We start from the raw sequence: 26039 nt of genomic DNA, 5'->3' as shown, positions 1-26039 counted from the left end.
AAAATGCGGTCATTACAGCTGCTAAGTTTGTCGCTTGTTCTGTGTTTGTTGTGTGTCAGCCCGGCGCTGGCCCATAAGGTCAATCTGTTCGCCTACGTTGAAGGCGGCGTCATCTACACTGAAAGTTATTTCCCCGACGGGAAAAAGGTCAAACAGGGACGGATTGAAATTTTTGACAACCAGGATCAGCTCCTGGTTGCGGGAGCGACCGATGATTCCGGTCGTTACCAGATTGCAATCCCCGAGGTCGAGGATCTCAAGATAGTGATCAGCGCGAGTATGGGACACCGGAACAGCTTCATCCTGAAAAAAGCCGAAATTGAGGCGGGCAAATGACAGATCTTCGCCTCCTCCTCCCCCTGATGGTGATGCTTTTCTGTCTGGCAGGCCCTCTTAGTGCCGCAGATCCTATCGTCGATGCTGGCGCCAGGATTGCCCAACTCGAACAACAGAATGAGCATCTACACCAGCAGTTGCGCGAGGCCCGACGGGCCCTCGCGCTGGAACGTAACAAAGAACAGAAAGCCGGTTGGCCCCAGGTCTTTGGTGGTCTTGGTCTGATCTTTGGTCTCAGCGGTGTCGCTATGATGATCGACGCGCGAAAGCGGGCGCGGCGGGATGTCTGAGGCAGGGCAACAATTCACAGGCGCTTTTTTTGGCGTGGACCCTTCTTCTCCGTTTTAGTTTTTACTTTTACTCTGGGATGCTATGCATATTTCTGACGGAGTTCTCCCTATATCAGTCGCTATTGGCACCTATGTTGTCAGTGCGGGGATCTGTACCTGGAGTGTTAAACGCACCCGGAGTGAAGACCTGCCCAAGGTGGCGGTGCTGACCGCGGCATTCTTTGTCGCTTCGTTGATTCATCTGCCCTTCGGCCCGACCAGTGTGCATTTGATCATTCCCGGCCTAGTCGGTGCGCTGCTAGGCCCATCGGCTTTTTTAGCCATCGCTCTCGGACTGGTGCTGCAGTGCCTGCTGTTTCAGTTTGGCGGGTTGACTGCCTTGGGGGCTAATATGTTGATGATGGGTCTGCCTGCGTTATTGGCGGGCTGGTTTTTTTATCATTTTAAAGGGCGGAGCAGGAAACAGCGGATTTTTGTCGGAGCTCTTTGCGGCGGCGGGGCGACTGTGTTTGCGGCCTTACTTCTGGCGTTGCTTCTGGCCAGCGGCGGCGAGGATTTTTACGGCGTCGCCAAACTGGCTCTGATCGCGCACATCCCGGTGGTGTTGATCGAAACCGGGGTCACCGCAATGATTGTCTCCTTTTTACTCAAGGTGAAGCCTGAACTGCTCGAGACCCCTTTTGCACTTAAGGGCCAAAAGTGAATGCAACCCTCCTGATCGTTTCTCCACTCTGGCTACTGGTGCTCCTGCTGTTGCCCCTGACGGTCTATTTCGGATTTCGCATGCTGCTCGGGTTTGCACGTAAGGAACAAGGCGGCAGGGAGCGTGACTGGTCAGTGCCGCAAATAGAATTTGCTGGCGGCGATTCGCCGGTACACCGTTGGGACATCCGCTTTAAATTGGCTAGTTTTCTCTTTGTCGCCTTTCTGGCGGTTTCACTTAAACATCCGCAATCGGCAGCGGTTGCAGTCCTTTTGGCCCTGATCGGCAACCGTATGGCTGCCATCCCCTGGCGGCGGGGGCTGAAGCGTCTGGTCGGGATGACCGGCTTTTTGTCGATGTTTCTGCTGATGCTGCCCCTGACGGCGGTACATCTGGCGGGCGACCAGCTTATCGGTTTTAACGGACTCGGCTGGCTAACCTTCAACCTGCGCGGACTTGATCTTGCGCTCCTGATTATATTGCGTGCAGCAAGCGTAGCGCTGTTGATGGAGCCTCTGCTGGCGACGGCCCCGCTGCCTGAAACCCTGGCGGGACTCTCGCGGATGGGGGTGCCGCAGCGCATCTCAGAACTGCTGCTGATTAGCCACCGCTACCTCTATGTTTTTATGCACGAAGCCAGGCGCATGCAGATCGGTATGGATGTGCGCGGTTTTCATAAAGCGACCAATATGGCCACCCTGCGTTCGGTTGGAAACTATGTCGGCATGCTCTTTGTGCGCAGTTTTGAACGCACCGAGCGGGTGCACATGGCGATGCTGGCACGCGGCTACCAGGGCACCTGGCCTCAGCCTTTCCGCTTTAAGTCCTGTCCTGCCGACTATTTAAAAACGCTGTTGGTTGTGGGCTGTGGCCTGTTGCTGGTGATCTGGGATCAACTGCTCCCGGCCGGATTCTAAGGAACAATCATGCATCAGCTGGCACAAACAATCATCACAGCGCAGAACGATACCTTGCTCCTGCAGGCGTCCGGCCTAAGTTATACCTACCCGGACGGGACCCAGGCGCTTAGTGACATCAATCTGCAGATTCGCGTCAGGGATCGCATCGCTCTGGTCGGGCATAATGGTTCAGGCAAGACCACTCTTGTCAAGCAGCTCTGTGGTCTGCTGACCCCGCAAGAGGGGCAGATCACATTTCGGGGAGAGCAGCTCACGGCAGAACAGCTGAAACGGGTACGTCTGGAGATAGGGATTCTGTTTCAGGATCCGGATGATCAACTCTTCGGTCACAACATTTATGAAGATGTGGCTTTTGGGCCGCGCAATCAGGGTCTGTCCGAGAAGGAAGTCGATCTGGCGGTGCGTCAGGCCGTCAGCGATGTTGGGCTGACCGAACTGCTGTTTAAGCCGCCGCATTCCTTAAGCTACGGACAAAAGAAGCGCGCGGCCTTAGCCGGCCTGCTGGCGATGCAGCCCGAACTGCTGATACTGGATGAACCGACAGCTAATCTGGACCCGCTGCAAGAACAGATCTTTCTCGACCTGCTTAAAGATTACCAGGGGACCCTGGTGCTGATCAGCCATGATCTGATCTTCCTCTACGAACTATGCGAACGTGCCCTGGTGCTTGATAACGGCCGGGTACATCATGATTTTCAGTTGAAAGAACTGGTAGAGCACCGCCCCTCATTGCGTGAGCACGGACTCGATTTCTCCTTTCGTTTTGCCGAGGATGCTGCGGCCGATCGGGCGTTGGCAGCCGCAACCGCTGCTACGGCCAAGGCAGCAGCGCAGCCAGCGGAACTCCCTTTGATCGAGGTCAAAGCGCTCCGTTACAATTATCCTGATGGAACACCCGCTCTGCGCGGGGTTGATCTGAGAATTCAGCCCGGTGAGCGGCTGGCCATCGTGGGAGAAAACGGTGCCGGTAAGAGCACGCTGCTGATGGCCTTGCTGGGTCTGATTCCGTTTCATGGAGATTATCGCTTTGGTGGTCGACAGGTTCTGCCCGGCAAGGGGCGTCTGGTTTGGCAAGAGACCGGCATGGTTTTTCAAGATAGTGCCGACCAGTTGATCTGTCCCACCTGCTATGACGAAGTAGCCTTTGCCCCGCGTCAGTTCGGGATTAAAGAAGATGAGGTAGGGAAACTTGTCGCATCTGCCCTTAAAATGGTTAAACTTGACGATTTCGCCGAACGGATTCCACTACACCTCTCGGGAGGGGAGCGCAAGCGTCTGGCCTTGGCGAGCGTTTTAAGCCTCCAGCCGCAATTGCTGATCCTCGATGAACCGACCGCGGGCCTCGATCCCCAGGGTGAGGAGTTACTGCTCGAAATTTTAGGCGGCATTGATGCGACACTGGTGCTGGTGAGTCATGACATCTTCTTTGTGCGTCAACTCAGCGAGCGCACGCTGGTGATGCACGACGGCCTGATTAGCCATGATTATTCGACAAAGGATTTCATCAATGACAGGAACCTGACCAGCCTCAATGGTCTCGATTATACCTATCGCGACCGCTGTACCTTGAGGATTCGTGACCTGCAGCACAAGCACGAACATGCTCATGCACACAAACATCGGCATGAACATCTTCATCGACATGGTGAGACTGTTCACAGTCATCTCCACGAACATGAGCATGAACATCAGCACAGTTTCACGCACGTGCATGGAGATGCCGGTTCTCACCAACATCCGACGCAAACTCGATACCATGACCATAGTCATCCGGGCCATGAAGAGGATGAGCATCATCACCCGCACTGAACAGTTTCGGGTTCCTGCCGTTTAACAAACTCAAACTGACAATCTCCTTGAAATCGCGTATCCTGTCCGAAAAGACATTTAAGACAGGAGGGACAACCATGCTCAACGTCGCCATACTGGCCTTTGATAATTGCCTGCAATCCAGCATTGCCGGCCCGCTGGATCTGTTTACGGTGGCGAATTGGGAAAAAAAGAAGCGAAATAAGACAGATCCCTCACCTTTTTGTCGCTGGGAAGTCCTGACTGTAGATGGGGGTCCGGTCGTCTGCTTCAGCCAGGACCCTCTGGTTCCTCATTGTTCAATCCACGCGTGTCGGCAACCCGACCTGATAATTCTGCCTTCAGTGCTAGGGAACATCGAGGCGTTGCGACAGGAGAAACAAGCAATTGCCTGGCTTAAAGATCAACATGCGCGGGGGGTCGTTATCGCGAGTATCTGCGCTGGAGCATTTCTGTCTGCGGAGGCCGGAATTTTAAATGGACGCGAAGCGACCACGCACTGGCAATTGGCGGAGCGGTTTCGCCAGACCTATCCCAAAGTGAAGTTGCAGGCGGATCAAATTCTGATTGATGGAGGGGATTACATCTGCGCCGGCGGGACGAGCGCTCATCAGGACTTGGCGATTTACCTGTTGGAAAAATACGGTTCGACCGACCTGGCAGATAGCTGCGCGCGGATGATGCTGATCGATCGAGTGCGACGTCAGCAGGCACCCTATATCCGCTTTCGCCGACACAAAAATCATGGTGATGAGTCGATTGCTCTGGTGCAACGCCACCTTGAACAACATCTTACAGACCGGACCAGTGTGGTCGAGATGGCCGGAATGGCGCAAATGGTTGAGCGCACCTTTTTGCGGCGATTCAAGAAGGCGACTGGTGATTCACCGTTGGAATATCTGCAACGCTTGCGGGTTGAAGCAGCAAAGCGTTTATTGGAACGGGGTGAAACCCGCATTGAATTGATTACTGGTGCCGTTGGTTATGAAGACGCCAGTTCCTTCCGTCGCCTCTTCAAACAGATTGTTGGAGTTTCACCGACGGTTTATCGTCGTCGTTTTGTGGAGTTGCGAGGAGGTTAATCAAGGATCAGGTGGCTTTGTCTGAGGCGGAGTGAGATCAGGGAATGCAGGGCAAGGGCGCAGAGGACAAAAATTCCTGCTCCGAGAGTCAGTGACCCAGGCGCCTCGCCGACTACCAGCCAGACCCAGAGAGGTCCGAGCAGGGTTTCCAGCAACAGAATCAGGCTGACCTCCGCCGCCGGCAGATCTCGTGCTCCGCTGGTGATCAACGCGAATGAGATCGGCAGTACCAGCGTCCCCTGCAGGCTGAGGAGCAGAAGATCATGTGCTCCAATGCTGAGCGGGGCAGCTCCGAACAGCAGGCTTAACGGCACCGCCAAAATTGCACCCAGAGCAACCGCGGGAATCATGTTGCGTTCCCGGGCCTGGCGAAGGACCACCAGATTCCCGCCCCAAAGGCTCGATGCACCCAGGGCCATCAGGTTCCCTAGCAGATTGTCAGCTGAAAAACTTTCAATAAAAAGCAGGGCGATTCCGCCAAAAACAGAGCAAGCAGTCAATAATGTTAACCGTGAGATCCGGTCCTGACCGCTCAGGCGTCCAATCAAGGCTGCAAAGAGAGGAGTTGCGGCCAGAATCACCAGGGTATTTGCCGCGGTGGTGTGGTAGAGCGCCCCGATAAACAGAAGCGAACCCCAGGCAGTGATGATGCCGGAAGTCAGGCCCAAGCGTCCAGATTTCCTGAAAATCCAAAAAATTTTGCGTCGATAAATAACCGTGAGTCCAACCAGGAGGCTTGCGCTAGAGATCAAGCTTCGCCAAAAAAGCATGGTCCAGGCATCGGTCTGCATTAGCTTGACCAGCAGGGCGTCAGGACTCAGAATCAGAACCGCTGCGACCGTAATCAGCAGGCCACGCAGATGAGGATTAGTTGGCATAAGGCATATCCATTCAGGCAGTCCGGCAGAATACTGGCGAAGCGGCTAAAATGTCTACGTCGATTATTGTTTGACCCTATAAAAAAGGGTGGTGAGTTGATAACTCACCACCCTTTTTAGACGGATATTTAAATGACTCAGGCGAAGTAACGTTTCAGCAGACCGGCAAAAGCAGAGCCGTGACGGGCTTCATCTTTGCACATTTCGTGAACGGTATCATGGATCGCATCAAGGTTGAGTTCTTTGGCGCGAGTGGCCAGTTTTTTCTTGCCCGCACAGGCGCCGTGCTCTGCTTCAACCCGTGCCTGAAGGTTGGTCTTGGTGTCAGCAACAACGCACTCGCCGAGCAGTTCTGCAAAGCGGGAGGCATGTTCAGCTTCTTCGAATGCAATCCGCTTGTAGGCTTCGGCAATCTCGGGATAGCCTTCACGATCGGCTTGACGGCTCATCGCCAGATACATACCGACCTCGGTGCACTCACCGGTAAAGTTGGCACGCAGACCCTCGAGAATTTCAGCATCAACCCCTTGAGCAACGCCGATACGGTGCTCGTCGGCCCAGGTCAGGGTGGCGTTTGGATCGACCAGGGCAAATTTTTCTGCGGGTGCATTACACTGCGGGCAACAGTCCGGAGCAGTGTCGCCTTCGTGAACATAACCGCAGATTGTGCAGACAAACTTTTTCATCGGGGAAATCTCCTTGAATGAGGGGGAATAGGATTAAAATATTACTAAATCGGTCCGGATTATACCTGAATAGTTTCTGCTGTCAACACCGGTTTTCTTTTATACTGAAATGCCGTTGGCCCCGCTTGCGTGAGAGAAGAAAATTATGGGAATAAAAACTATCGGTCTGATCTATCTGCTTTTGGTCACCTGCGCCTACATTTGGGCCTTTGGGCGTGATCCAGATAAGGCTCGTGATTCAATTAAGGCTGGTGCGACATCTTTATTGAACTTGCTCCCCATGCTGTTTGCCATTTTTGCCCTGGTCGGGCTGTTTCAGGAATTTCTTCCAGCTGAGATGATTGAATCCGTGATGGGAACTGGAAACCCCGCGCTCTCCTTACTTGTCGGCGGGTTGCTCGGGGCGGTTTCAATCGGCCCGCCATTGGCATCCTATCCCATCGCAGGGTCCTTGCTAAGTCATGGTGCCTGGCCGCCTGCGGTGGCGGCCTTCATCATGTCGTGGATTTCCGTCGGTGTGGTAACCCTCCCCTTTGAAGCCAGAATATTCACCTGGCGCTTCGCCCTGGTGCGGAACAGTTTGACCCTGGTCGCCGCACTCATATCCGGACTCTTCCTTGGAGGATTATTGTGACAGCCTTGACCAAGTTTTTTATGGGTCTGCTCCGCCAGCGCATGCTCCTGTTCGTGGGCGCGTTATATCTCGGGACCTGGCTGGTTTCACCTCAGAAAACCCTGGCCGCATTTCAGGCCGGATATCACCTGTTCCTGTCAGTCACGATTTTGATCATTGCCGTTTTCGCGATGGCTGGATTACTTCAGACCTGGATCGGACGGGAAATGATTGGGCGCGTACTCGGACGGGAGGGGGGCTTCAAGGGGTTGTTGCTGGGGGTCGGGTGCGGAGCGATTCTGATCGGCCCCTCTTTTGTGATATTTCCATTGTTGATGAGTTTACGTCGTCTGGGGGCGCGCTGGGCCGTGGTTGCCATTGTGCTGGCGGCCTATGGGCTGAAGCCGCAGATGTTACCGGTTGAGGCCCAATTTCTGGGTTTGCCCTTTGCGCTGGTGCGCGGGGGGCTGACGTTGATGCTGGCGATTCCGCTGGGTCTCGCGGTGGAACGATTGATGCCGGAGGATGAGAGAAATTAGGTGCCTCTAGAGTCGAATTTGCAGGCCATCCTGCGCGACTTCAAGGACGATCTGGTGACGCTGGGCGTCAATCTGTGGGCCGGTATGGGTCAGAATAATCCGGTTGGATTCAAGCTCAGTGAGGTGTTGGACGAGGGTTTTATAATTGAGATGACCCGGGACAGAATTGTCGTAGCTGCTGCACTCGCAGATGAAAAGATCGCTCCCCCTGGCGAGCTTGATCAGGTCCGGGTGCCATTCGGTATCGCCACTGTAGGCGATAGTACATGTGCCGAATTCGAGCCGCATCGAGAGAGCGGGGGCCTGTCCATGGCGGGCTGCGAAGGTTGAAACTTTGAACAATTCTGTGACCGTGGTTTTTGGCGGGGTCAGGATGTGATAGTTGAGTGTAAACGGAAAAGGGCCATCGAGGGCACCGGGGTAGAGCGCATGGCAGGTAGAGACCACACGTTCTTCAAGTCCAGTCGGGCCGAATATATTTAAGGGTTTACGGCGTTGTTGAACGAAGAGGGCATCGAGGAAGAAAAAGGGGATACCGCTAAAATGATCACCGTGCAGATGGCTGATGGCAATGTCATCGATCTGCTCCGTGGCGAGCCCGCAACGATGCAGTCCGGCCAGCAGGGTTGCTCCACAATCGAGGAGCAACCCTTTTTTACCTGTAGAGAGATAGATCCCGCTTTGTAAACGCCCACCACTTGAGAAGGCATCGCCGCTGCCAAGAAAGGTCAATTGCAAGAAGGACCTCCAGCTTATTGTCCTGATTTCTGAGGCGAAGAAAGCCGATTCAGCTCTTCATCGATTAATTGGCTGAACCCGGCCATGCTCCGCTCTTGCAACAGTCGGCCATTGACAAAGACCGTCGGCGTACCACGCACACCAATTCTGGTCCCTTCGGCGATATCGCTCTCAATTTGCGCATTCAACCGCGGATCGAGACGGTCTTTTTTTAATTGCTCCATATCCAGTCCGGTCTGGGCTGCCAGTTCATCTATTTTTTGCGGGTTTAGACTATTGTAGTTTGCATAGAAGAGATCATAAACATTCCAGAATTTCCCCTGTTTGTTGGCGGCAAGAGCCGTCAGCGCGGCATTACGCGAATCACGATGAATGGTAAGCGGGAAGTTTTTGAACACCAGTTTGACCTTACCCTGGTACTTTTCAACGACCTGTTTCAGAAGCGGAACAGTTTTGGCGCAGTAGGGGCATTCAAAGTCGTCAAAGACGGCCAGTGTGACCGGAGCGGACTCATCACCGAGAACCGGGGCATTACTGATATCTATCGGCTGGGAGACTTCGACTATTGCGATAACCGCCTGCTTCTTGGCGGTTTTCTGCAGCAGCAGGTGCTGTGGGCCGAGGGGCGTAATCCGGTCGATAGCCGGGTCAACGCTCAGTTGGCCCTGAAGTTCACCTCCGAGGGTGTAAACCAGAAGATTATTATCCTGAGTGAGGACATACATGCGGCGACCATCGACGGTGCTGGTGACCTGCTTTGGTGTGGCATCAAGCTGAATGGTGTTGAGCTCCCGCAGATTTATCACTCCTGAAAAAGCGGGGGTGGCTATACTGAGTAAAACGAGAAGAATCAGGGTACCTAAACGCATAAAGAACTCCACTTTGTTGTTAATCATATTAAAATTCAGAGAGGTAGGCGCATTTTTTGGATTAATGCCAAGTCGGCAATCACCAAGGCGGCCATCGCTTCAACAATTGGTACCGCGCGCGGCACCACACAGGGATCATGACGTCCCTTGGCTTCGAGGATTGCATCCTGTCCTTTATAATCGACGGTTTTCTGGGCTTGACCGATAGTTGCAGGCGGCTTGAATGCGACTCGAAAAAAGACATTTTCACCGTTGGAGATACCCCCCTGAACGCCTCCGCTGTGATTGGTGAGGGTCCCGAGACGCCCATTTTTAAAACAGTAGGGATCATTGTGAGCTGATCCGCGCATTGCTGCGCCGGAAAAGCCGGAGCCAATTTCAAAGCCTTTGGTTGCTGGAATCGAGAGCATTGCGTGGGCCAGGCGTGCTTCCAGACGATCGAAAGCCGGTTCACCGAGGCCTGGCGGCAGGTTGCGGCAGACGCAGGTGAGAACGCCACCGATCGAGTCGTTGTCGGCGCGGGTGGCCAGAATTTGCTCCGACATCCGTTCAGCCACGTTCTGATCAGGGCAACGCACATCGTTGGCATCCACCTGGGCGCGAGTCACAGTCGAAAAATCGACTGCAGCAGCCTCAATACTGCCGACGGAGCTGACCCAGGCGACAATTTCAATACCGTACTGTTCGCGCAGAAATTTTTCGGCGATCGCGCCGGCCGCAACACGGCCGATAGTTTCCCGGGCACTGGAACGACCGCCCCCGCTTGAGGCATGGATGCCATATTTTTGGCGGTAAGTTAAATCCGCATGCGAGGGGCGTGGAATTTGCACCATGGAATTGTAATCTTGAGGCCTCTGGTCTTTGTTGCGCACCAGGAGCCCGATTGGTGAGCCAAGGGTCAGCCCGTTCTCGACGCCGGAGAGGATCTCGACCTGGTCGGCTTCATCGCGGTCGGTTGAAAGCTTGCTTTGCCCGGGGCGGCGGCGATCCAGTTGAATCTGGATATCCGCCGACTTTAGTTCCATCCGTGGCGGAACGCCATCAATCACTACGCCGACACCCGCACAATGGGATTCGCCGAAGGTTGAAATACGTAAAAGGGTACCAAGGCTACTCGACATTCTGTTTTCAATCTCCTTGTTTAGGGTGTCGATCGAAGGAAGAATATAACAGATTTATTTGCGGGGGTGTAGCTCTGTTAGATTTGTCGCAGAGAGAACCAGATTTTTACTCGAGATAAAAAAATTTATCAATGGTAAATATATTCTTGATCAAAACACTGTTGCGGGGTATATTGAGCGCCGTGGATGCGGCTTGCAGGGCTAAAATAACAGACGCTGTGACCGCTTCATTTATGTCTCTCCTTTTTGCGCCCTGTTGCCCGACAGGGCGCCATTTTTCGTTTTGCTAAATTATATTCTGTATCCAGGTCACAGCTGTGGGGAAGCGAAGAGGCGACTACATGGGAAATATCCATCGTTTTATCAACGGCTTCAAACTATTTCAGCAGCAACTTTATGGAGACAATGAACTACTGGCTGCTCAGCTGGCAAAGGGACAGAGTCCGAAAACACTGGTTATTTCTTGTTCGGATTCTCGCGTTGATCCGGCGCTATTGATGGGTTGTTCCCCGGGAGATATCTTTACCGTGCGGAATATTGCCAATCTCGTTCCGCCGTACGAACTGGATAATGCCTATCACGGAGTAAGTGCGGCGCTTGAATATGCCGTCTGTTTTCTGAAGGTTGAAGATATTATCGTGCTCGGTCATTCCGGTTGTGGCGGGATCGAAGGGTTACTCCTTGGTGCCGATGGCAATATGGTTGGCGAGTTTGTTGGACGCTGGGTCGATATCGCTTCAGACGCGCGGGATCGTGCCATGGCGCGGGTTGCAGCAGGGGAATCTAACGATTTAAGCTGTGTCTGTGAACAGGAAGCGATCCTGACTTCGTTGACGAACCTGCAAACTTTTCCTTGGCTAAAAAAGCGACTTTTGGCTGGTGAGTTAGACTTACATGGTTGGTATTTTGTGATCGAGCGCGGTGAGCTTTCGGTTTACCGACCTGAGGCTGGTCGCTTTGAAGTTCTGGTCGAAAAACATAATTTTTGATCTTTGTCCTCCTGCTGGACCTCACCCTGACTTCTCTGTTCCAAAAATCCATAAATACGGCTATCCTAACCATCTGAAGTGGCCCTATGCGGGGCTAGTTCTCTGAATCATGTCAGCTCTGAACCCTTGCTTCTTACTTACTGTTGCGCGGAAATCGGGACTGATTTTTTTGAATTTCAACTGTGATTTAATTTTTCTGATTGACTCTCCTGCTGGGCCTGAGGTGTCGAGGGCTGTTGAGGCACGGCGCAGCTACGGCATCCGAAAATTCGGAATCATTTTCATCTCATTCAAAACCCTGCAAGGTTTTTAAGTTGAATTTTCGTAACCGTCTTCTCTTAATTCAAATTATGATCGTGCTCCTGATGGCGATTTTGTTGGTCGGGGGAGCGCATCTGGTCCTGATTTCTGCTCTGGAAGATTTGCAGGGACGTCATCTCGTCTCTCTGGCCAGAGAAGGAGCGAAGGAGATCAGGGCGGTTCTTCGCGACCGGGAGCGTCAGATAAAGGGGTTCGATATGGAGACCTTTTATCAACGTTACGGCGATTTACCGCAAGAGAAACATTTTCTCGCCTATTTCGAGGGGCTGGCGCAAGAGTTTCCTGTCGTTAGTCTGCTGGATAAAAATGGTAACGAAATAGCTAGGTTGATTAATGGAAAGCCCCAAGCAGAATATTTAAATTTTCAGTACGATCCGGTGGTCCAAAGCGCCCGTCGTCACCCGAATCAACTGAGCATCGGCTCTGGAAGACAAGACCCTCTCCTTGGTAAAGCTTCAGTTTCTCTGGCTTATACCTTTACTAGCCATTCAGGCCGCCAATTTTTCGGCACTCTGTTACTGACGCTGCCGCTGGATCGTTTTGAACAATCCTTGCAGAAAATTTCCCGGAATGAGGTCGCATCACTCTCCCTGCTTTCTGATCAGGAAGAGCTGTTGACCTATCATCGCACTGAATTGGTTTTTCAAAAATTGACCTATCGACCGGAAGAAGAGCCGGTTCGCCACCAACTCTTTGATGAGGATCTGGTTCTGGTTGCCCAAAAGGTCGAGGTCGGAGGCTGGCAGGTTATGGCTTCAGTCCCCTGGCAAAGGTACCGGGCTGAGGTCAATAAAATTCGCGCCATGGCGATCGGGTTCAGTTTTTTGGTGATCCTGCTTGCCACTGTTTTAACCTGGAAATTGACCAGGCTGCTGACGCGTAATCTCGATCGGTTGGTTGATTTTGCTGATCGGGTTGGACACGGGGATTATCATCAACAACTTCCTCTCGATTCGAGCGAAGAGTTCAATCGACTGAACAATGCACTGAACCGGATGGTTATTGAGCTTGAGGAGCACCGACGTTCAATCGAGGATCTGCAAAAGATCATTCAAACGATAATCGATCCTTTGATTGTGACGGATTCGCAAGGCTTGGTCGTGCAGGTAAATCAGGCGACACTGCAGCTTTTCGGCTGTGATTCTGCAAGAATTATCCATCGACCCCTGGCCGATCTGTTTCTTGATACTCCGGGCGTTTTGCGGCGCACGACATTTTCGACGGGCCTTATTTGTTGTCCCGTCAGCAACCTTGAAACAAAAATTCGCGGCGCCAAAGGGGAAAATATTTCCGTCCTCTTTTCGAGTGCTCCCTGCGGGAATGAGCGCGATGAACTCGGAGTCGTCTGCATCTTAAAAGATGTGACTGAATTGATGGCCGCGCGAGATTCTCGAGAGAAGGCGCTGCTGATGGCTGAAGAGGCCCGGCGCCGGGTTGATGTTCTGTTGCGTTCGGTGCCCGATGGATTGGTTGTGGTTGATCTACAAGGAAATATCCAACTGATAAACAATCCGGCCGAAAAACTTTTAGGCGCCGAAGCCAAAATCAGGGTACGGGAGATTGCCCTGCGTTTGCTCGAAGAGAAGGGAGGCTCCGGACGCACCCTCGATGTCCCTCTGCTTTCAGCCGAGACTGGGGTTCTCAGTGTGATACAAGCGCATGCTTCGGCGGTTTTTGATGGTCATGAGCATGTCATTGGTCTGGTGATGTTGCTACGTGATGTTTCGCGTGAGCGCAGTATGGACCAGATGAAAAATGAATTTATTTCAACCGCAGCCCATGAACTGCGCACGCCTTTGGCCTCGATTCTGGGCTATAGCGAGTTGATGCTTGAGCCGACCAATGAGGATCGATTCTCTCCAGAAGAGAAGCGTGATTTTCTGCAGGAAATCCTCGAGCGAGCAGAAACCCTGGCGCGGATTATTGATGATCTTCTCAGTATCAGCCGGATTGAGTCGGGGCAGCCACTTGTGTTAGAGCTTTCTACGGCTGATATTTCCAGGGTGTTAGAACGGGTGGTTAAACAGTTCATTCTAACCTCGCAGTCGTATTGGTTTGAACTGGAATTACCAGATAGAAGCGTCTATATGGCACTTGATACAGGAAGAATGCAGCAGGCCCTGGAAAATCTGTTGAGTAATGCGGTTAAATATTCCAGCGGTGAGAAACCAATCCGGATCAGCGGCAGGCGACATGGACAGAGCTATCTGATCCAGATAGAAGACTTTGGGATCGGCATGCTGCCAGAGCAGATTGCGCAAATCTTTGACAAATTTTACCGCGTCGATTATAGCAACACTAAAACCAGCGGCCTGGGAATAGGGATGAGCATCGTCAAGCAGATCGTCGAAGGGCATGGCGGTACGATCACAATCCGTAGCACCCTGGGCGAAGGGACCTTGGTGGAATTAAGCTTCCCCCTGCCCGATTAAGACCCCTCCTTCTTGATTAAATAAACACCTCGCGCAAATCATTATGGTCTGAGGGACGTTCTTCATGTGAGTGTCATGTGGGTGCGACCAGTATTTTTTGTTCAATACAGCAGACCGTCTTTGAGATGCAGATAGACTGGATTGTCTGGGGTGGGTGGTTACAGTCAGAGAGAGGGCAATGGGTGTTAAACATCGCGTCCGATGAACAAGGATGTTTTGTCGGCTCAGCACCATCCAACTACCTCTGAGGCGAGATAGCCGGTAATAAGTTCGACGGCGTGATTCCAGGGGGTGATTTTTTCATCACCGACAAAATTAAGACTATCACCGAGGTTGTCGATCAGATCGTCCTGGTTGACTGACAGTATACAAATGGCAACAGTTAGAACGTCGCGAAAACTCTAACCCTGCAAAGGGACTTTGCAACGACGGGTGTAAAGGTGTCTCAGACAATTATCAGTTTAATTGCCTGATTGCGCCATCCTTAATTTGTAGTTGAAACAGAACCTTATCTGCTTCGCCGGTGAAATCAAAGCTGGTGGACCCTGTGACCCCTGGGTAGTTTTGCAATTTGGCCAAAGCCGCACGCAAACTGTCGCGATCAGTAACAGTGGGGCTTTCTAGTTGGGCAAAGAGGATGTTGGCACAGTCGAAGGCCTGTGCTTCGAGTAGCGATGGGGGCTCGCCATAAGTTTCGACGTAAAGGTCGATGAACTCTTTGACAAAGGGGTAAGGGCTATCAAGAAAGAATCCGTCGACGAAGACCGCACCTTCGACGTAACGGCCAGCCAGGCGCAGAAGTTCGGGAGAATTCCAGCCGCTGATCCCGAGCAGGGGGAAATTTTGAATCCCGTAAAAGGCAAGTTGTGGGGCAATCAAACCGATATGGTTGGCGTAATCGGGAATAAACAGGGCATCAAAGGTTGTTGGTGGGTAGTCGGGTTCGTCAGGCACAAACAGGTCATCGAGGCGTTGCGTCTCTGTCTTCTGTCGATAATCGGTTTTTTCATGTTCGGCAGATTTTCCCATCAGGTGAAGAATTTGCGGCCGAAAATCATTGGCATCTTCGGCATAGGTTTGTTCATCGATAACCAGTCCGCCGAGCTTGATAACTTCTTCGGTGAAGAGTTCTGACATCTCACGACCGAGACGATTTTCAGGGGCAAGAATCCCGAAGGAATGAAAGCCTTTCTCCAGAATCGCATAACGCGCCAGAGCCCGTGCCTGCATGCGGGGCGTCAAAGAATCGCGAAAAATATAGGGTCCAATTTCAGGGATTGCAGCGCGTTGTGAAAACGCGAGCAGGGGGGTTCTATTTTGCTGGGCGCTGGTTGCGGCCGAGAGCGCTGCACCACTGGTTAACGGTCCGAGGATCGCCATGACCCGTTCTTCATTGGCCAGGGCCATGGTTGCCTGGCGTGCCTTGGTCGGATCAGCTTCTGTGTCTCGGTAAAGTAGACGCAGGGGAGGTTTTTCTGCGTTGTGCAGCTTTAAAGCCAGGTCAATTCCGCGTTTGACCATTTTACCGTACGTTTCGTAGCGGCCGCTTAAAGGGAGCAGCACGCCAATGGCATCTTTTTGAAGCCAACTCCCCTGACTGAAACGATCCATTAATTGAGCGGCTTCGGTTCGCCAGGGGAAAGAGATCGGGCTGGCTAAAATTTGACTCAGATAATTGAGCGCGCTTTTTTGATCTTTTTCCGTCAGGGCATAGCGCGCGAGTTGCAGTCGTGCATCCTGACCAATCGGGCCGGCGCTGAAAAGGAAGCTCGCTTCACGCAACATACTGCTGTCAATGTTGTTTTTCAGAATATGGTGAGCGCTCTGCAGGAGCTTTTGCGGGTCGGTCGCACCAGGTAGCGCCTGTTGATAAAAGTAGAGCGCTTTCAAGGGTTCGTCCCGGCGACTGTAAGCCAGCGCCAGGCCTTCGTCCAGAAGTTGCTGATCGGCTGGCGAGAAGGTTTGGCCGGCTATTCCTAGCAGCTGTGAGAAGCCCGGATCGTTTTCTCCGGCCATGATCAGGCTATAGCCGCTCAGAAGCTGAACTTCGGGCAGGCGGGCGTTTTTAGCGACTCTTTCGAGATAGAGCAGGGCATCGGTATAACGATGCTGCTGGATAAAAATACGCCCGAGGTAGGTATAGGCTACGGGGGTCAACTCGGAATCGTGGTGGCTCAGAACAAAACTGCGAAAGCGTGATAACGCAAGGGCTTGGTTTCCCTCGCGGTATGCGGCTTCAGCCGCGGCAAAGGTCTCTTGCGCGGCGGCCCTGAGGGCAACCCCCTGTACCTCCGCGGCAAAAGAGGAGTTCGCAAGGCTGACGAAAGCCAGTAGAACCAGAAACGATAGCCGCAGCAGAGAGGTTTTCATACCGAAATCCGTTGGTAGAATGTGACAGCTTTTCAGCCGAACAGTTCCTTCACCTTGTCGAAGAAACCCTTGCCGATAGGGTGGATATCTTCCCCACTGACCGCAGCAAATTCATTCAAAAGTTCGCGTTGGCGAGCATCGAGCTTGGTTGGAACCTCGACGCGCAGTACAACCATCTGATCGCCCCGTCCATAGCCTTGTAACGAAACAATTCCTTTGCCGCTTAATTTGAAAATTTTACCACTCTGGGTGCCGGCGGGGACTTTAAGGGCGACCTTGCCTTCGAGGGTGGGAACCTCAATTTCGCAACCGAGAGCCGCCTGTACAAACGAAATAGGCACTTCGCAGATGACGTCCTGCCCTTCACGTTCAAAGATTGAGTGCTCTTCAACGGTGATGACTACGTAGAGGTCCCCGGCGGGGCCTCCTTGTGTTCCGGCTTCACCTTCGCCGCTGAGTTTAAGACGCGTATCAGTTTCAACCCCAGCCGGAATTTTAAGCGAGAGGTTGCGTTTCTTTTTAATAAGACCGGAACCATGGCAGTCAGGGCAGGGATCAGCAATAATGGTCCCTTCGCCATGGCAGTCGGGACAGGGCCTGGTCATGGTGAAAAAGCCCTGTTGAAACCGCACCTGGCCAACTCCGCGACAGGTACTGCAAGCCCGGGCTTCGGTTCCTTTGCGTGCGCCGGATCCGCCACAGCTTTCGCAGGCCTGCTTGCGGGGGAGCTGCAGATTCTTTTCTGCACCGAAAGCGGCGTCTTCGAATGAGATGGTCAGATTATAGCGAAGATCATCGCCGCGACGACCGCGAGTGCTTCCACGGCGCGAACCGCCACCGAAGATGTCTCCGAAAATGTCGCCGAAGATGTCTTCGAAGGGGGACCCTCCGCCAAAATCAAAACCGCCACTCGAGAATCCGCCGCCGTTCATCCCGGCATGACCGAACTGATCGTAGGTGACGCGTTTCTGTGCATCGGATAGCACGGCATAGGCCTCGGTCAGTTCTTTGAACTTCTCCTCGGCTGCCTTGTCACCCTGGTTCTTGTCAGGGTGATATTTAATCGCCAGGCGGCGATAGGCTTTTTTGATCTCGGTCTCGCTGGCGTTGCGGTTGACCTCGAGAATTTCGTAATAGTCACGTTTGGCCAAAATCTAATCTTCCTAGTACAGCCCGGCAGTATAGCCTGCCGGGCTGCGGGTTCAGTTGGGTTGTTCCCCCAGGCACTCAGTCTTTGGTGCTGCAAATTTACTTCTTGTCGTCAGCAACGTCCTCAAACTCTGCATCAACAACACCGTCATCAGCCGCCGAAGCAGGAGTGTCGGTGTCAGTTTTGCCATCTGCATACATGGTTTCGGCCAATTTATGCGAAGCCTGGGCCAGCGCTTCGGTTTTTTTCTGGATCTCGGCCGGATCGTCACCGGCAACCGCAGTTTTTAAATCTGCAAGAGCTGTTTCAATGGACGTTTTAGTCTGGCTGTCAATCTTTTCGGCATGCTCCTTCAGCGCTTTTTCAGTAGTGTACATCAGGCCATCGGCCTGATTGCGCGCCTCGATTAACTCACGCTTTTTCTTATCGTCCGTAGCATGCGATTCGGCATCTTTGACCATCCGTTCGATCTCGTCCTTTGAGAGGCCGCTTGAAGCGGTGATCTGAATCGACTGTACTTTGCCGGTGCCAAGATCCTTGGCAGAGACGTGCAGAATACCGTTAGCGTCGATATCGAAGGTGACCTCGATCTGCGGAACCCCACGGGGTGCCGGCGGCAGACCGACCAGCTCAAAATTACCGATCGTCTTGTTGTCGACCGACATCTCACGCTCGCCCTGCAGAACATGCACTGAAACAGCGGGTTGATTGTCGGCTGCGGTCGAGAAGACCTGGCTCTTTTTGCACGGAACGGTGGTGTTCTTTTCGATCAGCTTGGTCATGACGCCACCTAAGGTTTCAATCCCCAGTGAAAGCGGAGTCACGTCGAGCAGCAGAACGTCTTTGACATCACCAGTTAAAACCCCGCCCTGAATGGCGGCGCCAATGGCGACAACTTCATCTGGATTTACCCCTTTACTCGGATCCTTGCCGAAGATCTCCTTGACCTTCTGCTGAACAATCGGCATCCGGGACATGCCGCCGACCAATAAAACTTCGTTGATATCGCTGGCCGAAATTCCCGCATCTTTGATCGCCATCCGACAGGGGGCTACCAGGTTTTCGATTAGATCAGAGCAGATACTTTCGAGCTTGGCGCGGGAAAGTTTGATGTTCAGGTGCTTCGGTCCGGTCTGGTCGGCCGTGATGAAGGGCAGATTGACATCGGTCTCCATTGATGAAGAGAGTTCTATCTTGGCCTTTTCTGCGCTCTCTTTCAGGCGCTGCAGGGCCATTTTGTCGCCACGCAGGTTGATCCCCTGATCTTTTTTGAACTCGTCGGCGATATAATCAATAATTCGCTGGTCGAAGTCTTCGCCCCCCAGAAAGGTGTCGCCGTTAGTGGATTTGACTTCGAAAACGCCATCACCCAGTTCGAGGATCGAAATATCGAAGGTCCCGCCACCCAGGTCAAAGACCGCGATGGTCATCTCTTCTTTTTTATCGAGGCCATAGGCCAGTGCGGCAGCGGTCGGCTCGTTGATGATGCGTTGGACATTAAGCCCCGCAATTTTGCCGGCGTCTTTGGTCGCCTGGCGTTGCGAATCGTTAAAGTAGGCCGGCACCGTGATGACGGCGTCGGTGACTGTTTCACCCAGGTAGTCTTCAGCCGTCTGCTTCATTTTCTGCAGAACCATGGCTGATATCTCCTGCGGACTGTACTGTTTCCCGCGGGCCTCGACCCAGGCGTCACCATTGTCGGCCTGAATAATAGAGAAGGGGCTGATGACGATATCTTTTTTGACCTGCTCGGAGTCGAATTTACGTCCGATCAGCCGCTTGATTGCAAACAGGGTGTTCTCCGGGTTGGTGACCGCTTGACGCTTGGCTTGCTGTCCAACTAGGCGCTCACCATTTTCGGCGATGGCAACCATCGAAGGGGTCGTTCGTGCTCCCTCAGAGTTTGCGATAACAACTGGTTCGCCACCCTCCATAACCGACACACACGAGTTGGTGGTGCCGAGGTCGATTCCAATAACTTTACTCATGATTTTCGTTCCTCCTTATAAGTGTTCTTTCGGGTTCTGGGACCCGGGTTCTTGTGGATGAAATGCTCTGTTTTATTCGCCGCCGTCTTCGGCAGGCGCGGGGGTCGCATCGTTGTTTAGGCTGGTCTGGGCGGTCTTGGCGACCATGACCATCGCCGGACGGAGCAGGCGGCTATTGAGCAGATAGCCTTTCTGCAACTCCTGAGCAACATGATTGCTCGGGAATTCATGGCTTTCGAGCTGTCCTACCGCCTGATGGTGGGCCGGATCAAAGGCCTGGCCGACCGACGTAAGGGTTTCAACCCCAAACTTTTTGAGGACACTGCTGAATTGGGTGAGGGTCATCTGAACCCCTTCAAGCAGAGCCTCACCCCCTTCTTGATTGGCCGCGTGGTCAACGGCCCGTTCAAGATTGTCGATCACCGGCAGCAGGTCACGCAGGATATTTTCGTTGCCGAATTTGAAGATATCCTCCTTTTCGCGGAGTTGACGTTTGCGCAGGTTGTCCATTTCGGCCAAGGCGCGTAGATAGAGTTCCTGGTTATTGCGTGCTTCTTCGCGCGCTGCATCAAGGTCAAGTTGAAGGTTATCGCCCTCCAGCTCTAACCCTTCTGACTCTTTATCAGGCGCGGTTTCGCCTGGTTCATTCAACTGCGCTGGCACGACTTCGATTTCCGGTCCGAGGTGTGCGGTTAATTCTTCAATTTCCGCTAATTCTTCAGCGCTTAGTTCCTTGGATGTCTGTTCTTGCTTCTTTTTCGCCACCGTTTAAAAACTCCTTTAGCGAGTTTCGCGATCGAGAATCCGGCTGACCAGATTGGCCGTAAAATCGACGATCGGGATAACCTGTGAATAATTCATGCGAACCGGTCCGATGACGCCTAGAGTGCCAATCGCACCTTTATGCCCCGAAAAAGGGGCTGTAATCAAACTGCAGCCATCAAGTTTGGCGTGGGTAGACTGGCTACCGATAAATATCTGAACACCACCGACCGACTGACTGCTGTCGAGCAGGTGAATTAATTGCTGCTTGCTTTCGAGGGTGCGCATAATCTTCATCATCGAGTCATGCGAACTGAAGTCGGGTTGCTCAAGCATGCGTGACGTCCCGGCGACATAAACCTGGTCTGAGATATCTCCCTGGAGAGCCTTGTCAGATAGTTCGAAGGCTTGTTTTTGCAATTTGTTCAGGCGTGTTTTCTCTTCACGAAGTTCCACTGCTATCCGCTCCCGGACCTGGGTGATGGTCATGCCGGGGAGTCTGTGGTTCAGATAGTTGGTGATCGATTCCAGTTCACGTTGAGTAAAATCAAATCCCGGTTCAATGACCTTGTTTTGCACCAGCCCGGATTCCGAGACAAAAATGACCAGCAGACGTCCCTTGGACAGGCGGATAAAGTCGATCTGGCGAAAGATGGTGGAGTTGAATCGTGGAGCCATGACCAGTCCGGTGTAACTTGATATGCCGGAGAGCAGATTACCCACCTCCTGCATGATGTCTTCCATGTTCTTGCCCGCAAAGCGCGAGCCATCTTCCAGGTTGTCGCGGCATTCCTGAGATAGATCACGCACCTGCAACAAGGATTCGACGTAATACTGATAGCCTTTTTCAGTTGGAATGCGCCCAGCCGAGGTGTGCGGCGAGATGAGAAAACCCATCTCTTCCAGATCTGACATGACGTTGCGCACCGTTGCCGGCGACAGGTCAAAGGCGTGGCGCCTGGTGATCGCCCGGCTACCGACAGGTTCTGCGGTTTGAATATAGTCCTCAACAATCGCTTCGAGGATATTTTGACTGCGCTCGTTTAAAGGAGAACCCATCCGCTTTTGCTCACAAAATTAGGGCTAAAACAAGATTAGCACTCAACGCAAGCGAGTGCTAATAGAAGGTATCAATCGCTCCAGACTTTGTCAAGCCGTTATCCAAGTGATGATAGCCGAGAATTTCGGACTAAAGAAAATGGCTGATCAGGTGATCGTATAGCAGCCACTCTTCAGGGTTAAAAAAATAGCGGTTCTTTTCGAGATGGAGTTTGGATCCGAGGCTATGGAAGGCGGCAGGAAAAGCAACCTCAGGGAAGCTACCGAATTTTTGCGCAAAATCAGTGCGATCCACTCCATCGCTGGTGCGTAGGCCCAGATAGAGGGTTTCTACCATCGCCAGCTGTTGATCGAATTCTTCCAGCAGTTCGGCCGGGTTCTCCCCCGCGTCAAGTTTCTGCTGATAACGGAGCAGGTCATTGGGGATGGCGTTGCGCTGTCCGTAACCGGTGGGGTTAAAGCCATGTGCGCCGGCGCCGGCGGCAAGACAAGGTTTCCGTTGCCAATAGCCCTGGTTGTGGCGACACCGGTAGCCGGGGCGGGCAAAGTTTGAAATTTCATAATGGTCGTAGCCTTCGGCTGTTAGCCGCCGATGAAGATGCAGATAGGCTTCGGCATAGGCCTCATCCGTGGTCTCCCGTAGTTGACCTTTATTGATCAATTTCGCCAGGTGAGTCCCGGGTTCGATCGACAAACCGTAGATCCCAACGTGCTCAGGAGACAGTTCAAGCAGTTGCTCCAGTTCCCGATCAAGGGCCGCGAGACTTTGTCCCGGCAGGGCGAAGATCAGGTCGAGGGAGATATTGGTAAAGCCAAGGGAACGGGCTTGGATGAAGATCTGCCGGGCTTCTGCTGCATTGTGCCTGCGACCTAGAAGGTCTAACGTCTCATCATCGAAACTCTGGACGCCGATTGAGAGCCGGTTTATGCCTGCGGAAAGATAACCTTTCAGATTTGTCACCGTCAGTGTTCCGGGGTTGGCTTCAAGTGAGATTTCGGCGCCACTACTGACCGGAAAAAGTTTTTGGCAACTGCTCAGAATGGTTGCTATCTGGGACGGAGTCAGCAGGGAAGGGGTCCCGCCACCGAAAAAAACTGTTTCAAGGAGAGGCCTATACTCCTGGGCAATCAGGTGCAGGTTGCGTTCTAACAGTTGATGCCAGGAGGTCAGTTGGTCCCCCAGGGGGGGGGCCGAGAAGAAATCACAGTAATGACATTTTTGCTGACAGAAGGGGACGTGCAGGTAGAGTCCGGCCATCTAGAGCAGCAGTTTTCGTTGGTAGGGAGGATTCTGTCCCTTAGCTATCAAGGCTTTCGAAAGCGCACGCAACATCTTGTTACCCTCGCAACAGGCTGTATTGAATAACATAAACCAGCGCTCCGGAAAAATAGCCGAGCAAAGCCAGCCCGCTGATTCTTTTGACGTACCAGAAGAAGTGAATCTTTTCCAGCCCCATGGCCGCCACTCCGGCGGCCGAACCTATAATCAAAATCGAGCCCCCGGTTCCGGCACAATAGGCCATGAATTCCCAGAGAAAACTATCCGGGTGGAACTGACTCATATCGTACATCCCCATGGAAGCAGCGACCAGGGGTACGTTGTCGACGATCGCGCTGATCATGCCGATGATCGTAACAATCAGGCCCTGACTGCCCACGACCCTGTCAAGCCATGCCGCCACGTTGGTGAGGATGTGGGTTTGTTCCAGCGTCGCGACCGCCAACAGAATGCCGATGAAAAAGACCACCGAACTCATGTCGATGTGGGCCAGGGCATGAACCAGAGTCAGATGTTGTTTCTCCTCGTCTTTCTTGTTGCGGTGGACCAGTTCGCCAACCAGCCAGAGGATACCCAATCCGAACAGGATACCCATGAAAGGCGGCAGGTGGGTCAGGGTCTTGAAGATCGGTACCGCAACCAGGGTGCCGATCCCGCAGCAGAACATCAGGTTGCGTTCGAATGTGGTGGTGACGACGCCAGCACCCCGGCGTTCAACAAATGTTGGCGCCTCCACCAGTTTGCCGCGCAGAACATAGCTGGTCACCGCCAGGGGGATCAGCAGGTTCGCCAGAGAGGCCAGGAAAACCCCTTTCATAATCGCCAGGGTGGTGATCTGACCGCCGATCCAGAGCATTGTTGTCGTGACGTCGCCGATGGGGGACCAGGCACCACCAGCGTTGGCGGCAATGACGATGATCCCGGCAAAAAACAGGCGATCTTCATGTTTGTCGAGCAGCTTTTTAATCAGTGAGATCATCACGATGGTGGTCGTCAGGTTGTCGAGCATCGCACTGAGAAAAAAGGTTACAAACCCGATCAGCCAGAGCAGAGTCGTTAGTCGGGTCGTGGTGATTCGGGAGGTGATGACCACAAAACCCTGGTGGGCATCGACCAGTTCGACAATGGTCATGGCCCCCATCAGGAAGAAGATGATTTGAGCTGTGTTAGAGAGGGACTCATTCAGTTGTTGTGAAACCAGTTGATGGTCGCCGGTCGCCAGGGCATAGACCGTCCAGAGAAGGCCAGCGCCGATCAGCGCGGACGCAGATTTGTTGACCTTGAGGGGGTGTTCAAGGGCGATTGCGGTATACGCAAGTACGAAGATAACAACCAGTAAGGTGAGCATGATTACTCCTGCGTATTATGGCGAAGGGAGCAGATAACTACTCCTTGTTATTGGGTTCCTGTCGGCGCTTTTAGGAGGGGTGCGACGACTATAAAGGACTTATGAGGGCCCGCCAATAAAAAAGGAAACGTGGGTTGACCGTCAAGAAGATTGTTTTTAAGCATGGGTGTTTGAAGGCCGTAAAGATTCTCTCCAGAAAGACATCAGGACCGACGCAATGGACGGCCCTGATGTGGATGGATTTTGCCCTGAGTGCCTATCTATAGTTCTGTCTTTAGTGGTTGAAAATCGTCATCAGCTCCGCATTAAACCAGAGATGCATCAGAATTGCGGCAGCATAACCGAGAGCTATTGCCCAGGTCCATTTCATGTGCTGACCGAAGGTGTAGACGCCACGGGCGGTCCCCATCAGACCAACCCCTGCGGCGCTGCCGATGGAAAGCAAACTGCCGCCAACCCCGGCGGTCAGGGTTACCAGCAGCCACTGACCGTGGGACATGTGGGGGTTCATGGTCAAAACGGCGAACATCACCGGTATATTATCGACAATCGCCGAGAGCAAGCCGACCGTTACGTTGGCCCAGGTGGCCCCAAGGCCGTTGTAAAGAAAGTCAGAGGTGATTGCTAAATAGCCGAATTGCGAGAGACCTCCAACACAGAGGATAACCCCGTAGAAGAAGAGCAGTGTGTCCCACTCAGCCTTGGCGATCTTTTGGAACAGGTCGAAGCCGATAGGGGGGTGTCCCCCTTCGTGAAGGTCGCCTCCCGTCATATCAAGGGCAGAACTGTTGTGAAATTCGCGCAGCTCCTTTTTCTTCAGATAGTAAGCGAAGAAGGACAGATATCCGAGACCGAGCATCATGCCGACAGCTGGCGGCAGGTTGAGAAACTGGTGAAACGAGACCGCGGTTATGATGGTCAGCAGGAAGAGAGCCATAATGCGGCGTGCGCCGACCTTCATCTGGACTGGTTCGCCGTGGGCTTCTGGACGTTCCTTGGCGATGGTGAAACTCATGATGAGCGCCGGGATCAGCCAGTTGACCAGGGAAGGGAGAAAAATATCGAAGAATTCGAGAAATTGAACCTGCCCTTTCTGCCAGACCATCAGGGTGGTAATGTCACCAAAGGGGGAGAAGGCGCCCCCCGCATTGGCGCCGACGACCACATTGATGCAGGCAACCACGACAAACTTTTTATTATCTTTGGCGACCGCCATAACCACGGCACCCATCAAAAGGGCGGTGGTCAGGTTGTCGGCAATGGGTGAGATCAGAAAGGCGAGCAGGCCGGTGATCCAGAAAACGGTGCGCAGGGTGAAGCCTTTGAGCACCAGCCAGGAGCGCAGCGCCTGAAAGACATTGCGTTCGGTCAGGGCGTTGATGTAGGTCATCGCGGATAATAGAAAGAGGAAGAGTTCGGCGTATTCTGTCAGGTTGCCACGAATCGCCTCTTCCGGGGAGTGGTGATCTCCTATGGAGGCATAGGTCAGCGCAACCAGAATCCAGATGATTCCGGCGGCAACCATGACCGGTTTACTTTTACGCAGGTGGAGGTTCTCTTCGAGAATGACCAGAGCATAGGCGCCGACAAAAATAAACAGGGCCAGATAACCCATCCCTGTATGGATCAGTTCGGTGTTGATCTTGGCCCCTTCACTGCCGAAAGCAACGGAAGCTAGCGATAACATCGGCAGCAGAAGCAGCCCCAGCTTTTTCATGTTCTCTCCCTTTTTTCATTAAAAGCGACCGCATTGGTCG

23 protein-coding genes are annotated in these 26039 nt (G+C 53.0%); 10 read left to right on the top strand and 13 right to left on the bottom strand.

From position 1 onward, the window contains the following. Positions 1-3: 3 nt before the first annotated feature. The 6 genes from D888_RS0119165 (at position 4) to D888_RS0119140 (ending at position 5140) form a co-directional block, all read left to right on the top strand. Positions 4-336: a hypothetical protein gene (locus tag D888_RS0119165; RefSeq protein ID WP_020678190.1), complete on the top strand. Its 333-nt coding sequence runs from the start codon at positions 4-6 to the stop codon at positions 334-336. Beyond that, on the top strand, positions 333-626 hold the full coding sequence (locus D888_RS0119160) for a hypothetical protein (protein WP_020678189.1): 294 nt from the start codon (positions 333-335) through the stop codon (positions 624-626). The genes D888_RS0119165 and D888_RS0119160 overlap by 4 nt, the downstream gene beginning before the upstream one ends. Positions 627-708: 82 nt before the next feature. Further along, positions 709-1329 carry a cobalt transporter CbiM gene (cbiM, locus tag D888_RS0119155; protein ID WP_020678188.1) on the top strand — a complete coding sequence of 207 codons (621 nt, stop codon included), beginning with the start codon at positions 709-711 and terminating at the stop codon, positions 1327-1329. After that, complete coding sequence (gene cbiQ / locus D888_RS0119150; protein ID WP_020678187.1) at positions 1326-2246, top strand: cobalt ECF transporter T component CbiQ; 921 nt, start codon at positions 1326-1328, stop codon at positions 2244-2246. Before cbiM ends, cbiQ begins: the two co-directional genes overlap by 4 nt. Before the next feature lie 9 nt (positions 2247-2255). Beyond that, entirely contained in the window at positions 2256-4058 is a 1803-nt protein-coding gene (locus D888_RS0119145; RefSeq protein ID WP_020678186.1) for an ABC transporter ATP-binding protein, read from the top strand. Positions 4059-4156: 98 nt separating this feature from the next. Further along, positions 4157-5140 (top strand): GlxA family transcriptional regulator, encoded by a 984-nt coding sequence (locus D888_RS0119140; protein ID WP_020678185.1) that lies wholly within the window; start codon positions 4157-4159, stop codon positions 5138-5140. Here the strand turns inward: D888_RS0119140 and D888_RS0119135 are convergent. Beyond that, positions 5137-6018 carry a DMT family transporter gene (locus D888_RS0119135; protein ID WP_020678184.1) on the bottom strand — a complete coding sequence of 294 codons (882 nt, stop codon included), beginning with the start codon at positions 6016-6018 and terminating at the stop codon, positions 5137-5139. The genes D888_RS0119140 and D888_RS0119135 overlap by 4 nt on opposite strands. A gap of 137 nt (positions 6019-6155) precedes the next feature. Continuing rightward, on the bottom strand, positions 6156-6704 hold the full coding sequence (locus tag D888_RS0119130) for an NADH peroxidase (protein WP_020678183.1): 549 nt from the start codon (positions 6702-6704) through the stop codon (positions 6156-6158). 145 nt (positions 6705-6849) lie between these two features. Here D888_RS0119130 and D888_RS23480 point away from each other — a divergent pair, with 145 nt between their 5' ends. Beyond that, a complete protein-coding gene (locus D888_RS23480) occupies positions 6850-7338 on the top strand; it encodes a permease (RefSeq protein ID WP_020678182.1) in 489 nt (162 codons plus the stop codon). Continuing rightward, positions 7335-7856, top strand: a complete 522-nt coding sequence (locus D888_RS0119120; RefSeq protein WP_020678181.1) for a permease — start codon at positions 7335-7337, stop codon at positions 7854-7856. Before D888_RS23480 ends, D888_RS0119120 begins: the two co-directional genes overlap by 4 nt. 6 nt (positions 7857-7862) lie before the next feature. Here D888_RS0119120 and D888_RS0119115 read toward each other — a convergent pair whose 3' ends face one another. From D888_RS0119115 to aroC, 3 genes are read right to left on the bottom strand one after another with little or no spacing between them, the layout of a single operon-like run. Then, complete coding sequence (locus D888_RS0119115; RefSeq protein ID WP_020678180.1) at positions 7863-8594, bottom strand: MBL fold metallo-hydrolase; 732 nt, start codon at positions 8592-8594, stop codon at positions 7863-7865. Positions 8595-8608: 14 nt separating this feature from the next. Further along, positions 8609-9463, bottom strand: coding sequence for a DsbA family protein (locus tag D888_RS22540; RefSeq protein ID WP_020678179.1), 855 nt, complete (start codon positions 9461-9463; stop codon positions 8609-8611). A gap of 35 nt (positions 9464-9498) precedes the next feature. After that, positions 9499-10584 (bottom strand): chorismate synthase, encoded by a 1086-nt coding sequence (aroC, locus tag D888_RS0119105; protein WP_020678178.1) that lies wholly within the window; start codon positions 10582-10584, stop codon positions 9499-9501. A 341-nt stretch (positions 10585-10925) separates the two neighbouring features. On the opposite strand from aroC, the gene D888_RS0119100 reads away from it, so the two are divergent. Then, positions 10926-11573: a carbonic anhydrase gene (locus D888_RS0119100; RefSeq protein WP_020678177.1), complete on the top strand. Its 648-nt coding sequence runs from the start codon at positions 10926-10928 to the stop codon at positions 11571-11573. 314 nt (positions 11574-11887) lie between these two features. Beyond that, a complete protein-coding gene (locus D888_RS23475) occupies positions 11888-14326 on the top strand; it encodes an ATP-binding protein (RefSeq protein ID WP_020678175.1) in 2439 nt (812 codons plus the stop codon). Positions 14327-14782: 456 nt separating this feature from the next. Here D888_RS23475 and D888_RS0119080 read toward each other — a convergent pair whose 3' ends face one another. The 8 genes from D888_RS0119080 to nhaD (D888_RS0119040) form a co-directional block, all read right to left on the bottom strand. Then, positions 14783-16696, bottom strand: coding sequence for an ABC transporter substrate-binding protein (locus tag D888_RS0119080; RefSeq protein ID WP_020678174.1), 1914 nt, complete (start codon positions 16694-16696; stop codon positions 14783-14785). Positions 16697-16728: 32 nt separating this feature from the next. Further along, positions 16729-17847: a molecular chaperone DnaJ gene (dnaJ, locus tag D888_RS0119075; protein ID WP_020678173.1), complete on the bottom strand. Its 1119-nt coding sequence runs from the start codon at positions 17845-17847 to the stop codon at positions 16729-16731. Positions 17848-17944: 97 nt separating this feature from the next. Continuing rightward, on the bottom strand, positions 17945-19834 hold the full coding sequence (gene dnaK, locus D888_RS0119070; RefSeq protein ID WP_020678172.1) for a molecular chaperone DnaK: 1890 nt from the start codon (positions 19832-19834) through the stop codon (positions 17945-17947). 72 nt (positions 19835-19906) lie between these two features. Further along, positions 19907-20599 carry a nucleotide exchange factor GrpE gene (gene grpE, locus D888_RS22530; protein ID WP_020678171.1) on the bottom strand — a complete coding sequence of 231 codons (693 nt, stop codon included), beginning with the start codon at positions 20597-20599 and terminating at the stop codon, positions 19907-19909. Positions 20600-20614: 15 nt separating this feature from the next. After that, positions 20615-21655: a heat-inducible transcriptional repressor HrcA gene (gene hrcA / locus D888_RS0119060; protein WP_020678170.1), complete on the bottom strand. Its 1041-nt coding sequence runs from the start codon at positions 21653-21655 to the stop codon at positions 20615-20617. 130 nt (positions 21656-21785) lie between these two features. Further along, complete coding sequence (gene hemW, locus D888_RS22525; RefSeq protein WP_020678169.1) at positions 21786-22913, bottom strand: radical SAM family heme chaperone HemW; 1128 nt, start codon at positions 22911-22913, stop codon at positions 21786-21788. 79 nt (positions 22914-22992) lie between these two features. Continuing rightward, complete coding sequence (nhaD, locus tag D888_RS0119050) at positions 22993-24282, bottom strand: sodium:proton antiporter NhaD (protein ID WP_020678168.1); 1290 nt, start codon at positions 24280-24282, stop codon at positions 22993-22995. A gap of 274 nt (positions 24283-24556) precedes the next feature. Beyond that, a complete protein-coding gene (nhaD, locus tag D888_RS0119040) occupies positions 24557-25999 on the bottom strand; it encodes a sodium:proton antiporter NhaD (protein ID WP_020678166.1) in 1443 nt (480 codons plus the stop codon). Positions 26000-26039: the final 40 nt, after the last annotated feature.

The organism is Geopsychrobacter electrodiphilus DSM 16401, assembly GCF_000384395.1.
Taxonomy (GTDB): Bacteria; Desulfobacterota; Desulfuromonadia; order Desulfuromonadales; family Geopsychrobacteraceae; genus Geopsychrobacter; species Geopsychrobacter electrodiphilus.
This window is presented reverse-complemented; position numbering and strand designations above follow the sequence as displayed.